The organism is Salinibacterium sp. M195 (genome assembly GCF_019443965.1).
GTDB lineage: Bacteria > Actinomycetota > Actinomycetes > Actinomycetales > Microbacteriaceae > Rhodoglobus.
Genome location: NZ_CP040814.1, coordinates 2,066,337 through 2,078,799 on the forward strand (window position 1 = coordinate 2,066,337; position 12,463 = coordinate 2,078,799).

The 12,463-nt window shown below is 57.7% G+C and carries 14 protein-coding genes; 10 read left to right on the plus strand and 4 right to left on the minus strand.

All coding sequences use genetic code 11. The features are described from left to right. Positions 1–7: 7 nt before the first annotated feature. From FFT87_RS09860 to FFT87_RS09905, 10 genes are all read left to right on the plus strand, one after another. The gene (locus FFT87_RS09860; protein ID WP_255559236.1) at positions 8–1,009 is read left to right on the plus strand and encodes an FKBP-type peptidyl-prolyl cis-trans isomerase; all 1,002 of its coding nucleotides are present in this window, start codon (positions 8–10) and stop codon (positions 1,007–1,009) included. A gap of 48 nt (positions 1,010–1,057) precedes the next feature. After that, positions 1,058–2,041, plus strand: a complete 984-nt coding sequence (locus tag FFT87_RS09865; protein ID WP_219948561.1) for a YafY family protein — start codon at positions 1,058–1,060, stop codon at positions 2,039–2,041. Beyond that, positions 2,034–3,029: a YafY family protein gene (locus tag FFT87_RS09870; protein WP_219948562.1), complete on the plus strand. Its 996-nt coding sequence runs from the start codon at positions 2,034–2,036 to the stop codon at positions 3,027–3,029. The genes FFT87_RS09865 and FFT87_RS09870 overlap by 8 nt, the downstream gene beginning before the upstream one ends. Further along, positions 3,026–3,373 carry a hypothetical protein gene (locus FFT87_RS09875; protein WP_219948563.1) on the plus strand — a complete coding sequence of 116 codons (348 nt, stop codon included), beginning with the start codon at positions 3,026–3,028 and terminating at the stop codon, positions 3,371–3,373. Before FFT87_RS09870 ends, FFT87_RS09875 begins: the two co-directional genes overlap by 4 nt. Next, a complete protein-coding gene (locus FFT87_RS09880) occupies positions 3,373–3,753 on the plus strand; it encodes a hypothetical protein (protein ID WP_219948564.1) in 381 nt (126 codons plus the stop codon). Before FFT87_RS09875 ends, FFT87_RS09880 begins: the two co-directional genes overlap by 1 nt. A gap of 82 nt (positions 3,754–3,835) precedes the next feature. Next, positions 3,836–4,048 carry a Sec-independent protein translocase subunit TatA gene (tatA, locus tag FFT87_RS09885; RefSeq protein WP_219948565.1) on the plus strand — a complete coding sequence of 71 codons (213 nt, stop codon included), beginning with the start codon at positions 3,836–3,838 and terminating at the stop codon, positions 4,046–4,048. A gap of 47 nt (positions 4,049–4,095) precedes the next feature. Continuing rightward, a complete protein-coding gene (tatC, locus tag FFT87_RS09890; RefSeq protein WP_219950785.1) occupies positions 4,096–4,854 on the plus strand; it encodes a twin-arginine translocase subunit TatC in 759 nt (252 codons plus the stop codon). Positions 4,855–4,894: 40 nt separating this feature from the next. After that, a complete protein-coding gene (locus FFT87_RS09895) occupies positions 4,895–7,327 on the plus strand; it encodes an RNA helicase (RefSeq protein ID WP_219948566.1) in 2,433 nt (810 codons plus the stop codon). Positions 7,328–7,339: 12 nt separating this feature from the next. After that, complete coding sequence (gene lnt, locus FFT87_RS09900) at positions 7,340–8,905, plus strand: apolipoprotein N-acyltransferase (RefSeq protein ID WP_219950786.1); 1,566 nt, start codon at positions 7,340–7,342, stop codon at positions 8,903–8,905. Further along, positions 8,898–9,623 carry a polyprenol monophosphomannose synthase gene (locus FFT87_RS09905; protein ID WP_219948567.1) on the plus strand — a complete coding sequence of 242 codons (726 nt, stop codon included), beginning with the start codon at positions 8,898–8,900 and terminating at the stop codon, positions 9,621–9,623. The genes lnt and FFT87_RS09905 overlap by 8 nt, the downstream gene beginning before the upstream one ends. On the opposite strand, the gene FFT87_RS09910 is transcribed toward FFT87_RS09905, so the two are convergent. The 4 genes from FFT87_RS09910 to FFT87_RS09925 all read right to left on the minus strand — a co-directional run bounded on the left by FFT87_RS09910 (position 9,620) and on the right by FFT87_RS09925 (position 12,402). After that, positions 9,620–9,985, minus strand: a complete 366-nt coding sequence (locus tag FFT87_RS09910; RefSeq protein WP_219948568.1) for an RNA polymerase-binding protein RbpA — start codon at positions 9,983–9,985, stop codon at positions 9,620–9,622. The genes FFT87_RS09905 and FFT87_RS09910 overlap by 4 nt on opposite strands. A 128-nt stretch (positions 9,986–10,113) precedes the next feature. Continuing rightward, on the minus strand, positions 10,114–10,911 hold the full coding sequence (locus tag FFT87_RS09915) for a glycerophosphodiester phosphodiesterase (RefSeq protein ID WP_219948569.1): 798 nt from the start codon (positions 10,909–10,911) through the stop codon (positions 10,114–10,116). Further along, the gene (locus FFT87_RS09920; RefSeq protein ID WP_219948570.1) at positions 10,886–11,800 is read right to left on the minus strand and encodes an SPFH domain-containing protein; all 915 of its coding nucleotides are present in this window, start codon (positions 11,798–11,800) and stop codon (positions 10,886–10,888) included. Before FFT87_RS09920 ends, FFT87_RS09915 begins: the two co-directional genes overlap by 26 nt. Beyond that, positions 11,797–12,402 carry an NfeD family protein gene (locus FFT87_RS09925; protein ID WP_255559256.1) on the minus strand — a complete coding sequence of 202 codons (606 nt, stop codon included), beginning with the start codon at positions 12,400–12,402 and terminating at the stop codon, positions 11,797–11,799. The genes FFT87_RS09920 and FFT87_RS09925 overlap by 4 nt, the downstream gene beginning before the upstream one ends. Between the last annotated feature and the right edge of the window lie 61 nt (positions 12,403–12,463).

Sequence of the window (12,463 nt, forward strand, 5' to 3'; positions counted from 1 at the left end):
GTTGGCGATGTCTGTGTCGAAGAAAAGAGTGTTTGTGCGCAAGCTTGCAGTGGTGGCCCTCAGCGCCGGAGTCGTAGTCTCGTTGACCGGTTGTGCGAACGGCCAGTTCGATCTGGCAGCGTGTTCTCCCGTGTTCTCAGAAGGCAGCAACTCTGCACTTGTGAGCGCAGACGGCATGATCAATTCCGACCCCGAGGCTCGCTTTCCTACCCCTCTCGTCGCCAACGATGTTGAGAGCCACATCGTTTCTGTTGGCGATGGTCAACAAGTCAATAAAGACGACGTCGCCTCGTTGCAGATCACGATTTATAACGGAGAAACGGGCGAACAGCTGATATCTTCTGGACACGACAACCCGGGGCTGCTGGTCTCTGTCGTCGACCGTGAACCCCACTTCGGTGAAATCGCACAGTGCTCTACTGTCGGATCACGAATCGCAACAGTGGGAACTGCCGGCGACATCTTGGGCGCTGAGAGCATCGCTCAATACCAACTTCCTCTCGCCGAAGATGACACCATCGTCATGGTCAGCGATGTCGAACTGCGGTATCCCGGTAGGGCTACCGGCGCGAATCGCGTTCCTCTTGCTGGTCTCCCCGCTGTAGTCCTTGCTCCAAACGGTCAGCCCGGCTTCACGTTCCCCGGATCTGAGGCTCCTAGCGAGCTAGCATTCTCGGCCCTGAAAGTAGGCTCTGGGGACGCGCTCGCCTCTGGCGACCTCGCGGTAATGCACATCAGCGGCGTCGAGTGGGATGCCGCAGACACCTTCCGCGACACGTGGGACGGCACTGGCGTTCCTATTCCAGTTCTCATCGAGAGCAATGAAACCACTGACGGTGGGCTTCCGGTCGGGTTGGCCGAAGCTCTGATCGGACAGACTGTCGGTTCTCAGATCCTCGTCGTTCTTCCCCCCGATGTGGGATTCCCCGAGGGAAGCGAACCCGAAGGCGTCACTCCAGGCAAGACGCTCGTGTTTGTTTTTGACATTCTGGGAATTCAAGAGCAGTAATCGTTCAACTACGACACGGCCGGGTGTCAGAGACATAGGATTTGACTCGTGCCAGTACCCAAAGTTCCTAACGAGGAACGACTATTTAGCCTAGTTTTGGCGTTGCTTTCATCTGAGGCTGGGTTGACGAAGAGCGAAATTTTGTCGACCGTTCAGGGATACCGTCAACGCTTCGTGCACTCTGGTGACAACTCGAACCTTGAGCGCCAGTTCGAGCGCGATAAAGACGATGTTCGTGAGCTCGGGGTGCCACTCGAAACGATTGAGTCGCCAGAACAAGCCGGCAATAATCACAACTTGCGCTACCGCATTCCGCGCGTCGATTATGAGCTCCCTGACGACATCAGTTTTTCGGCAGAAGAGTCAACTCTTCTCGGGCTCGCCGCAATGGTCTGGCGTGAGGGTTCACTTTCTGAAGAGTCTCGACGTGCAATGGTGAAACTTCGGTCACTCGGAGTCGCTACGGCCGAGCCGGTACTCAGCTATGCGCCTCAGTTGCGGGTGCGTGAGGAATCTTTCGAACCTCTGCGTTCTGCGCTCGACAAGCGCGTATTGGTGTCGTTCGACTATCTGAAGCCAGGGGATCAAGTCTCGTCGCAACGCACTGTCGCCCCGCTTGCCCTCGTGCAGCACCAGGGTCGTTGGCATCTCTACGCGAAAGATCCTGCGACAAATCTTTTTAAAACGTTTCTGCTTCGCCGCATCGTCAGCGACGTCAGGACCACGAAGAAACCATTCGCTGAATCTACGGTGGATGCTGCGGCGCTCGCACTGGCGGAACTAGAAGCTGTCTGGCAGGAGAACGTTGCTGTGGTGCGTGTCGAGCCTGGCACCGATGCGGCAACTCGCTTAAGCAAACGACGCGGAGCGACCACGAGCCCGTCAACTGACCTTGAACTGCATTTCACTGACCTCAACATCTTTGCCGACGAACTGGCGAGCTTCGGGCCAGAAGTGCTCGTGGTTTCCCCGACGCTCCTGCGCTCTGCAGTGATCGAGCGTCTCACGAGAACGGCGGCAGACCATGGCTAAGAAAATTCAACCATTACGGGCTCAAGACAAACTCGTCTACCTCCTCGCACTCGTCCCGTACTTGATGGATCACGACCGTACAAGCGTGTCCGAGGCGGCAGCACACTTTGGAGTTCCCGAACAGCAAATTCGGGATGCCGTGCGTCTGATCGCAGTGTCCGGGATTCCCGGCGAGACGGCCACTTATCAAGACAGTGACTTGTTCGATATCGCGTGGGACGATTTTGAAGAGAACGACCAGATCGTTCTGACCCACATGGTCGCGATCGATGACTCTCCACGGTTTTCCGCTCGTGAGGCATCCGCCCTCATTGCTGGCCTGCAGTATCTTTCGGGGTTGCCGGAACACGCTGATCGTGCGGCAATCGCGACCTTGATGTCGAAACTCTCGCGTGGAGCATCCGCTCAGCCGACGGCAGTGGGCGTCGAGCGGAGCGAGCTTGATGAGACCCTCGCTCTCATTCGTGAGTCTGTCGCTGCAGGCACCCAGATCGAGTTCGATTACCGAAACTCGCGAGGGGAGTCGGAACGCCGTCATATTGACCCGCTTCGCGTTGAGTCCGTGGATGCCGACTGGTATGTGCGCGGCTGGTGTCACTCCCGCGAAGATGTGCGAACGTTCCGCCTTGATCGCGTCTCTAGCCCCACTATGACGTCCGAACCGATTACTCATACGGCAGCCGACGTGAGTCTGCCTGAGACTCTTTTCGATGCATCACCCGAGGACTTTGAGGTCACGATCGATGTTGTCAAGAGTGCTATTCCGCTGTTGGGCGACTACGTAGCGCCCGACGCCACCCTTGTTCCGTCGGGGGATCGAGTGCGAACGACAGTTCGAGTTCCCCACTTTCACGGGCTCAAAAGACTGATTGCGGGGCTCCCCGGTGTCGTCACTGTGGTTTCGCCTGCTGACGCTCGCGATGCCGTTGCACTGTGGGCTCGCGCCGGCGTCGATCGCTACGCGGAATCGGCGTCGGTGCTGCCGTGATTCCGTGGTGGGGATGGCTTCTTATGTGGACGGGCCTGGTGCTCACACTGTTGATCGTGCTCTCTTTGCTCGCTTACCGGCTCTTTCGCAAGGCAATATCGGTGATGCACGAGTTGTCTGCAGTGGTTGATAAGACCGCAATTCTCGACGGAGAGGCGGCAGAACTCAGCTCGCCGCAGATTGCTATCCTCGCCGAGATGAGCGCTATTCGTGCTCATCATGAGTCGCAAAGACAGCGTCGCATCGATCTCAAACGTGACCGTCACGACCGTCGCATCGCACGCGCTAAGCGCATCACGAAACGGGATGCGAGCACCGTACAGTGGCCTGAAAGCTGGTCGTAGTGGGCTGGCTTTTTGCCGTAGCGATCCTGTTTCTTGCATTGTTGTGGAGCGCAATCTGGCTACGTCGACGCGCGATCCGCGCGCTATTGCTCACTACCGGCGCCCAGACTAAGGCGACCAGTAGTCTCTATCTCCGTGGCCGTCGTAGTCCTCGAATCGCTCTTCGGTACACGGACAACGCCGGAACCGAACGCACTGTCATAAAGTCACTAGTCAGCGCCGGAGATTCGCAACTTCTCAAGAAAGAGGCAGTAGTTCTCTACCACCCCAAGCGCGCCAGCCGCTCCGACTATATTTTGGTCGGTTTCGGCTCGCACCCGCAGCGGTGGTTCCCCGTGGAGTTTGCCCCGAGCGCTACAGACGACCGCGATCAACGCTGAACTCGTTTGATCTTTCGATCCCGGGCACCGTCCTAGGTATGATGGCACGACGTAGTGTTCGACGACTTAAGGATCAACCCACATGCTTGGTAATCTCTCCGGGGTACACCTGATCATTATTCTCGTGGTCATTGTGTTGTTGTTCGGCGCCCCCAAGCTCCCGGGTCTCGCTCGCAGCGTTGGTCAATCAATGCGAATTTTTCGCAGCGAAGTGAAGACGATGAAGGACGAGAACGGCGACAGTACAAGCCCGTCGTCGAGTGACACCGACGACTCCACCCCTCCAAAGCCTTAGTTTTTATGGCCGTTACCAATAGGTGGCGTAATAAGAGCGACGAACGGATGTCGCTCGGAGCCCACCTGATAGAGCTGCGAAAGCGGTTGACGATTGCCGGGATCGCAATCGTTGTCACCGGCATCGGTGCCATTTTTGTTGTCGAGTTTGTCATCGATGCTCTGCGTGCGCCGATTACTAACATCGCGGATGCAACGGGGCGCGGCGCGGCGCTCAATTACGACGCCGTAACGCAGGCTTTTGACATCCACTTTCAAATCGTTTTGACGGTGGGAATCGTCGCGGCTAGCCCCGTGTGGCTGTACCAGATTTGGGCTTTCCTCGTTCCGGGGCTGGTGCGCAAAGAAAAGCAGTACGCCATCGGGTTCCTTTCGGCAGCAATCCCGCTGTTCTTGGCCGGTTGTGCTGCTGGTTGGCTCATTATGCCGAACATCGTGACGCTGATGCTCAGCTTTGCCGGTGACCAGGATCTCTCAAACCTCAACGCCAAGTACTACTACGACTTCATCGTCAAACTGATGCTGGCAATCGGAATCGCCTTTGTGCTGCCGGTATTCATCGTGTTGCTGAACTTTGTGGGAGTCCTTTCGGCCAGCGCAATCCTCAAGGGCTGGCGAGTTGCGATCCTGTTGATCTGCGTGTTCACCGCCATGGCAACACCGGCGGCTGATGTCGTCTCGATGTTCCTCTTGGCGATCCCCATGGTTATTCTGTACTTTTCCGCAGCGTTCATTGCGTGGCTCCACGATCGACGAGCAGCAAAGCGGGCAGCGAAAATCGATGCTGAGCTGGCCAGCGAGGCCTAAACTGCGGCTTCTTGAGCAACCACGGTTTAGGCTATAGCTAATGACTGATCTGTCTCCCGCCGAACGATTCGCTGCGGCGAAGAAGCGCCGCGGTTACCCTGTGCTCGAGGCATTTCGTGCCAGCCAACGTTTTGACCTTGACGAATTTCAAATCTTGGCCTGTCATGTTGTCGAAGATGACAAGAGCGTTCTAGTCGCGGCGCCTACCGGCGCAGGTAAAACGATCATTGCCGAATTTGCCATCTACCGGGCAATGCAACTCGCCGGCCCGAAAGTTTTCTACACCGCCCCGATGAAGGCGCTCAGCAATCAGAAATTCCAGGAGCTTGTCGCGGAGTACGGTGCGGAAAACGTTGGTCTTCTGACCGGTGATACTAACGTCAACGCTGGCGCACGGATTGTTGTCATGACGACCGAAGTTCTGCGGAACATGCTCTACGCCAAGTCTGACCTGCTGCGCAATTTGAGCACCGTCGTCATGGATGAGGTCCATTTTTTGGGCGATCGTTTCCGCGGCGCTGTCTGGGAAGAAGTAATCATCCATCTGCCAGAGGATGTTCGCATGGTGTCCCTCAGCGCCACAGTGTCGAACGCTGAGGAGTTCGGTGACTGGCTGCAGGCGGTACGCGGCGATACCGAAGTTATCGTCTCAGAAGAGCGCCCGGTGCCTCTCGAACAGCATGTTCTCGTCAACAGCAAGCTCGTCGACCTCTTCGACTCTTCTGGTCTTGCTGCCACGAATCGAGTGAACCCAGAACTCGTTCAGATGGCTCGCTTTGGCGGTCGCAGCCAGAGCGTCGGCAACCGGCGCAAAAGCAGTCGTCACGATTCGCGTGGCGGTCGCCCGGCCCGCGCCAGAATGGATCGCGCGGATGTCGTCGCGATGCTCGCATCCAAAAACTTGGTGCCCGCCATTTTCTTCATCTTCAGTCGCATGGGCTGCGATCAGGCGGTGAATCAGGTTCTTCGGGCCGGCGTTCGCCTGACGACAGTGCAGGAGCGGGACGAGATCCGCGAGATCGTCGAAGCGCGGTGTCGCACTCTGCTCGACGAAGATCTCGGCGTGCTTGGCTATTGGGAGTGGCTCAATGGCCTCGAGCGCGGCGTTGCCGCTCACCACGCTGGCATGTTGCCTGCCTTCAAAGAGGTCGTCGAGGAGCTGTTCCAGAAGAAACTCGTCAAAGCCGTCTTTGCTACCGAGACTCTTGCTCTGGGCATCAACATGCCTGCGCGCACGGTTGTGCTTGAGAAGCTCGAGAAGTTCAATGGTGAAGCGCGCGTTCCGATTACTCCGGGGGAGTACACGCAGCTCACCGGCCGTGCAGGTCGTCGAGGCATCGATATTGAGGGTCATTCGGTTATCCAGTGGGTTGACGGTTTGGATCCGCAAGCAGTGGCTTCGCTCGCATCGCGTCGCACCTACCCCCTGAATTCCAGCTTTAAGCCGACGTACAACATGGCGGTAAACCTGATTGAACTATTCGGTCGGGAGCACACTCGTGAGATCTTGGAGTCGAGCTTCGCGCAGTTCCAGGCAGACCGCGCAGTCGTTGACCTGGCACGTAAGGTTCGATCTCAGAAGAACTCTCTTGAGGGTTACGAGAAGTCGATGAAGTGCCACCTCGGCGACTTTGCGGAGTACTCTCGCATTCGTCGCGAGTTGAACGATCTCGAGAAGAAGACCTCGCCGAAGAATTCTCCCAACGAGCGGGCTGATCGCGATCGACGCCAACGTAAGCTCGCCAGTCTCCGCAACCAGATGCGCAAACACGACTGTCACGCTTGCCCTGAACGTGAATCGCACGCGCGCTGGGCTGAGCGTTGGTGGCGACTCAAGCGTGAAACTGATCAACTCAGCCGTCAGATTCAGGCGCGCACGGGGGCCGTCGCAAAGATCTTCGACCGCGTCACCGATGTGCTCACCGAGCTCAAGTACATCGAACCCGGCGCCAACGGTGAGATGACGCTCAATGAGCACGGCCGAGTGCTAAGACGAATTTACGGTGAACGGGATCTTCTCGTCACTGAATCGCTTCGTCAGGGCTTGTGGAAAGACTTGGATGCCGCATCGCTGGCCGCAATCGTGACGACGCTCGTGTACGAGCCTCGCCGTGATGAAGGCGACCTAAGCGACCGCTATCTTCCGCGAGGTCCGTTCCGCGAAGCCTTCGACAAGACGTCGACGCTGTGGGCGCAACTTGATGATCTTGAACGGGATAATCGCCTCCCTGGCAGCCAGCCGCTCGCTACCGGGCTTGCCCTTGCTATGTACCGATGGACCAACGGCGCCAACTTGGATGCTGTGCTCGACCTTGCCGACATGGCCGCCGGAGACTTTGTCCGCTCCACCAAGCAAGCGATTGACCTTCTCGACCAGCTTTCAGTAGTTGCGGATGGTGATGTCGGCAGGACTGCGCGTAAGGCTCTCGATGGCATCCGGCGCGGAATCGTCGCATACAGTTCTGTCGCTTAGGCTCGTCAAGTGATGCCCCACAAACCTGTTGCTGTGCTGCCCCTGTGGGCAGCAGTCCTTACCGCACTCGTCTCCGGTCCGATCTTGGATGCCGGCTTCCCTGACAAGAGTGTGTGGCCGCTCACGTTTGTCGGTATCGCCCTCGTTCTGATCGCTGCGCGAGGAAGAAGTATCCGCGGTTCATTGCTCGTTGGCTTCTTAGCCGGTGCAGCATTCTATTTCACGCATATTCAGTGGGCTTCGCTTTTCTTGGGGCCTGTTCCGATGTCGGCACTCTCGATTCTCGAGGCGCTGTTTTTTGCGGCCGGCACGCTGGCGATTACGTTGGCATACCGCTGGCTACCGCGAGTTTTCGGTACAAACTGGGGCTCAGCGGTCGGAATCTCGTTCGTGGTTGCCGGACTGTGGACTGCTCGCGAAGCGTGGTCCGCCGTCTGGCCGTACGGCGGATTTGCCTGGGGCCGAGTATCACTTTCGCAATCAGAGAGTCCGCTGGCGACTCTCTTCGCTTGGCTCGGGGTCTCCGGCGTTAGCTTTGTCATGGTGTTCTTTATCGCTTTGGTCCTCGCGGCAGCGGAACACACCTGGACGCGCTATCGCGAGCTTCCGCTCGATCAGCGGTCTCACCACAGTGCGCGAGGACTGCGCACTACGCTCGTCCCGGTCGCTGTTTTCACTCTCCTGGTTAGCGTGCCCGCCTGGAACGTAGAGACCGATGGTTCGCTTCGCGTTGGTGCCGTTCAAGGCAACGGGAAGGCCGCTTATTTCGATGAACGGGAACGCGGAGATCTCCTCGACGCTCAGTTGACGGCGACAGAGCTCATTTACGGCGAGGACCTCGATCTGGTGGTGTGGCCCGAGGGCGGTACCGATGTTTCGCCTCTCAGTAATACCTACGCGGCAGCCGCCTTCGAATACGTCACTGCTCGGGCAGGGGCACCTCTTATTTCCGGAGACATCACTGAACGGGATGGCAACGTCTACAACAGCCAACTTCTCTGGATGCCGGGGGAGGGTGTCGTTGACATCTACGACAAGCGGCACCCGGTTCCCTTCGGCGAATACGTTCCTAATCGCGAAATTTGGGCGCAGTTCGCTCCGGACCTCATCGGACTTATTGGGCGCGATTACGCGTTCGGCACCACCGATATGGTGTTCGACGTCAATGGTGTGACGGTTGGCGTAAACATCTGCTTCGACATCGTCGACGACCAGATTCTCACCGAAACGGTGGAGCAGGGTGCACAAGTCATCATTGCCTCGTCCAACAATGCCGATTTCGGTCGCACCGACGAGAGCGCACAACAGCTGGCGATGGCCCGGGTTCGTGCACTCGAACTCGGACGCAGCGTCGTCAACATTTCCACTGTTGGCTTGAGCGCGATCATCGCCCCCGACGGAAGCACAATCGCGCAACTACCGTGGTACACCGCTGCCGCGATGATCGACGATGTTCCCTTGAGCAACACCATCACGCCCGCCGTTGTGGTGGGTCGTGAATTGGAATGGTTCGTATCAGGAATCGGACTTGGCGCGCTCATCATCGCCGCTTTTGCCGCTCGGAGAAGGAATGCCTAACGTCATCGTGGTGGTGCCCACCTATAACGAGATCGAGAACATTGCGGCGATCATTGGTCGACTCCGGCAGGCAGTCCCTCGCGCTAACGTGCTGATCGTCGATGACTCGAGTCCAGACGGAACTGGCGAGAGAGCTGATCAGTTGGCCGCCACAGATCCTGGCGTAACGGTGCTGCATCGCGCCAAGAAGGAAGGCCTTGGAAAGGCCTACCTTGCCGGTTTCGAAGTCGCTCTCGAACGTGGCTATGAGTACATCGTCGAGATCGACGCCGATGGGTCGCACGATCCGACGGATCTTCCCGCCATGATCAGATTGGCGAAAGCCGGAAATGATCTGGTCATCGGTTCGCGTTGGGTTGACGGAGGCTCGGTAAAGAATTGGCCGTGGTTCCGCCATAGTGTCTCGCGCGCCGGCAACGCCTACGCGAGAGCCGTTTTGGGGTCACACATTCACGACCTCACCGCGGGCTACCGGGTGTTTAGATCGAGCGCGCTGCGGGATTTGGGCCTCAACGGCGTTTCGTCACAGGGGTACTGCTTTCAAGTGGAATTAGCCTGGAACTTGGAACGTGCGGGCTACCGAGTGGCAGAGCATCCGATCACATTCGTTGAGCGTTCAACGGGCCGATCCAAAATGCATGCAGGAATTGTTGCAGAGGCACTGTTCAGGGTCACCGGCTGGGGGCTATCGGCAACCCTGAAAACAGTACGACGTTAAGCGCCGATCTTTTGCTGACCGCGACGGGCCCGCAAGAAGTCGAGACGCTCCTGAAGAAGTTCTTCTAGTTCCGGACGCGTACGACGCTCAAGGAGCATGTCCCAGTGGCTGCGGGGAACCTTGACGTCAACCTCATCGAGTTCGACGAGCTGACCTTCACTGTCGAGGAGAATTCCCTCTTGACCGGTCTTAGAGTCCTGCCACTGCTGCGGCACCTCGGCATCAGACGAGAACATCACCTCGAAGGTGCTTCCATCGACTGATTTGTATGTGCTCTTTTTCCGCGGGGAAAACTCGACACCCTCTTCGCTCTGTAGGCTCTGGGTACCAAGTCTCATGCCGCGCAAGCTGCGATCTGCCATCGTGTGGCCTCCTTCAATTCGCGGTTTCTACAAGTAATAGACCCTCTTGCTGAACGAATGCTTCCAAGCGCGCAGGGTTCACAGCGAGTTGTCAGTCTTTGACAACGATTTCGCTGCTTAGTCGTGGATTAAGCGCTGCCTGATTTGGCACGCGAGGCCACGACTTCGAGGGCCAAATCTGCTCGATCAGTGACGATTCCATCGACTCCGAGATCGAGCAAGTGACGCATTCGTTGCGGTTCATTAATAGTCCACACATGCATCTCGAGTCCGAGAGCGTGCACACGCTGAATCACCCGCTGAGTGGTCACCCGCAACCCTAGCGCTTTCTCAGGCACTTGGAGGGCGACTAGCCCGGTGAGCGCTCGACGCATTGCAGGAGAGACTCCAGTCTTAGCGCTCATCAGGGCGAGCAAAAACTGGCGCGCCGAGGCGGAACTAGCTACCCCAGGCAACTGCGCGGCCGTGGCTGCGCGGCGCTTCTCATCAAACGAAGTCACGAGTACTCGCTCGATTGCCTTAGCCTCGCGGATAGTCCGCGCTGTGGGTGCGACAGCTCCCCGCGACTTCACGTCGATGTTAAAACGTGTCTCAGGAAAAGCGTCAAGTGCTTCAGCAAGCGAACAGAACCCCTGCCCCTCCCCAAGGTCGATCCGACGGAGCTCGGCCATTGTCAGCTGCTCGACCTTGATATCCCGGCCGGCGACACGAAGGAGACTCGGATCATGTGCGACCACCGAAACTCCATCGAGGCTCGCGTGCACGTCTGTCTCGATGTATTGAGCTCCGATTGCGACGGCCTTCGCAAAGGCGAGCATCGTGTTTTCGGGAGCGTCGAGCGCAAGCCCTCGGTGCGCGAGCACGCGAGGGCTTGCGGGGGAGAGGTACGACGACTTATCGCTAGCGCGCGACTGGTCCTTTGCCACTAAAGAATCCCTCACCAATGCCCTTGAGTGCTTCCGTCAATTCAGACGGGATGATCCACATCTTGTTGGAATCACCTTCAGCAATCTTAGGCAGCGTCTGCAGGTATTGATACGCCAGCAGCTTCGGATCGGGATCGCCTTCATGAATGGCCGCGAAGACGGTCTTGATGGCAGCAGCTTCACCGTCGGCGCGCAAGACTGCTGCCTTCGCCTCACCTTCCGCTTCCAAGATTGCGGCCTGGCGTGAACCTTCAGCTTCAAGAATCGCAGCCTGCTTGGTTCCTTCGGCGGTAAGAATTTGAGCACGGCGGTCGCGCTCGGCTCGCATCTGCTTCTCCATCGAATCTTGAATGGAGAGGGGCGGGTCAATGGCCTTAAGTTCAACTCGTCCGACGCGGATGCCCCACTTGCCGGTGGCTTCGTCGAGTACGACGCGCAGTTGCGAGTTGATGTTGTCGCGGCTCGTGAGCGCTTGTTCGAGGTTCAACCCACCGACCACGTTCCTGAGGGTTGTCGTCGTAAGTTGCTCGACAGCTCCCAAATAGTTTCCGATCTCGTACGTTGCGGCTCGGGCATCCGTTACTTGAAAGAAGACAACGGTGTCGATCGACACAACCAAGTTGTCTTCAGTGATTACGGGCTGCGGTGGGAACGATACGACTTGTTCACGCAAGTCGATGAGGGGCAACATCCGGTCGATAAAAGGGACGAGGATGTTGAGCCCTGGCAGTAGAGTCTTGCGGTACTTTCCGAGTCGTTCAACAACTCCGGCGCGTGCCTGCGGCACGATACGGATCGCACGGAACAGTGTCACGAGCACGAAGATCGCGAGGATGACGAGGAGAATTACCACAAAAATCTGGCCTATGAAGCCAGCTGGATCGATCACTTTTCTTCCTTTCTCGGCGATTTTTTGGTCGCTCGGGGCTTGGCAGGATTGGGCTTGGCGGGATTGGGCTTGGCCCGATCAGCTTTGTTGGGGTTCGGGTTGGGGCTGCCTGCGCTGAGGTCAACGGCGCCGGGTTTGGGTGGTTCGGGCACAACCACAGCGATAGCGCCCTCAATCGAAGAAACAGCGACGCGTGTGCCAACGGCCATGGCGGCTACGGGGGAGACAGCGTCGACACGTGCGGTCCAGGTCTCACCGTTGTCGAGCTTGACCTCGCCAATTCCGTTCGTAAAGGGCCCTGTGACGCGCCCTCCTAGTTCATACAGCGCGTCGACGTTGCTTTTTGCGGGATCCGCACCTTTGTCAAGGTTCATCAAGAGCACGGGTCTGAGCGTGAAGATGAGGAGGCCTGAGATGGCAGCGGCGAGTGCGACTTGTAGCCACCATGGCCAGCCGAGCAGGTTCGCGCCTAGGCCACCGATGAGTGTGCCGGCGGCAATCATAAGAAAGGTGAACTCAAGCGTGAGCACTTCGATCACGATGAACAGCACGACAAGGGCAAGCCACAGAATCCACAGGTACTGGGTTAGATCAACGAGCATTGTGCTTGCGCCCTTCATCGTTGCGCTGTTCGACAAATCTTCATTGCCGACGCTAGCACTT

What these genes read in the sequence shown, in the direction of transcription:
- FFT87_RS09860 (WP_255559236.1), top strand. Translation starts at nt 8, where the DNA reads ATGTCTGTGTCGAAGAAAAGAGTGTTTGTGCGCAAGCTTGCAGTGGTG.
- FFT87_RS09905 (WP_219948567.1), top strand. Translation starts at nt 8,898, where the DNA reads ATGCCTAACGTCATCGTGGTGGTGCCCACCTATAACGAGATCGAGAAC.
- lnt (WP_219950786.1), top strand. Translation starts at nt 7,340, where the DNA reads ATGCCCCACAAACCTGTTGCTGTGCTGCCCCTGTGGGCAGCAGTCCTT.
- FFT87_RS09895 (WP_219948566.1), top strand. Translation starts at nt 4,895, where the DNA reads ATGACTGATCTGTCTCCCGCCGAACGATTCGCTGCGGCGAAGAAGCGC.
- tatC (WP_219950785.1), top strand. Translation starts at nt 4,096, where the DNA reads ATGTCGCTCGGAGCCCACCTGATAGAGCTGCGAAAGCGGTTGACGATT.
- FFT87_RS09870 (WP_219948562.1), top strand. Translation starts at nt 2,034, where the DNA reads ATGGCTAAGAAAATTCAACCATTACGGGCTCAAGACAAACTCGTCTAC.
- FFT87_RS09925 (WP_255559256.1), bottom strand. Translation starts at nt 12,402, where the DNA reads ATGCTCGTTGATCTAACCCAGTACCTGTGGATTCTGTGGCTTGCCCTT.
- FFT87_RS09910 (WP_219948568.1), bottom strand. Translation starts at nt 9,985, where the DNA reads ATGGCAGATCGCAGCTTGCGCGGCATGAGACTTGGTACCCAGAGCCTA.
- tatA (WP_219948565.1), top strand. Translation starts at nt 3,836, where the DNA reads ATGCTTGGTAATCTCTCCGGGGTACACCTGATCATTATTCTCGTGGTC.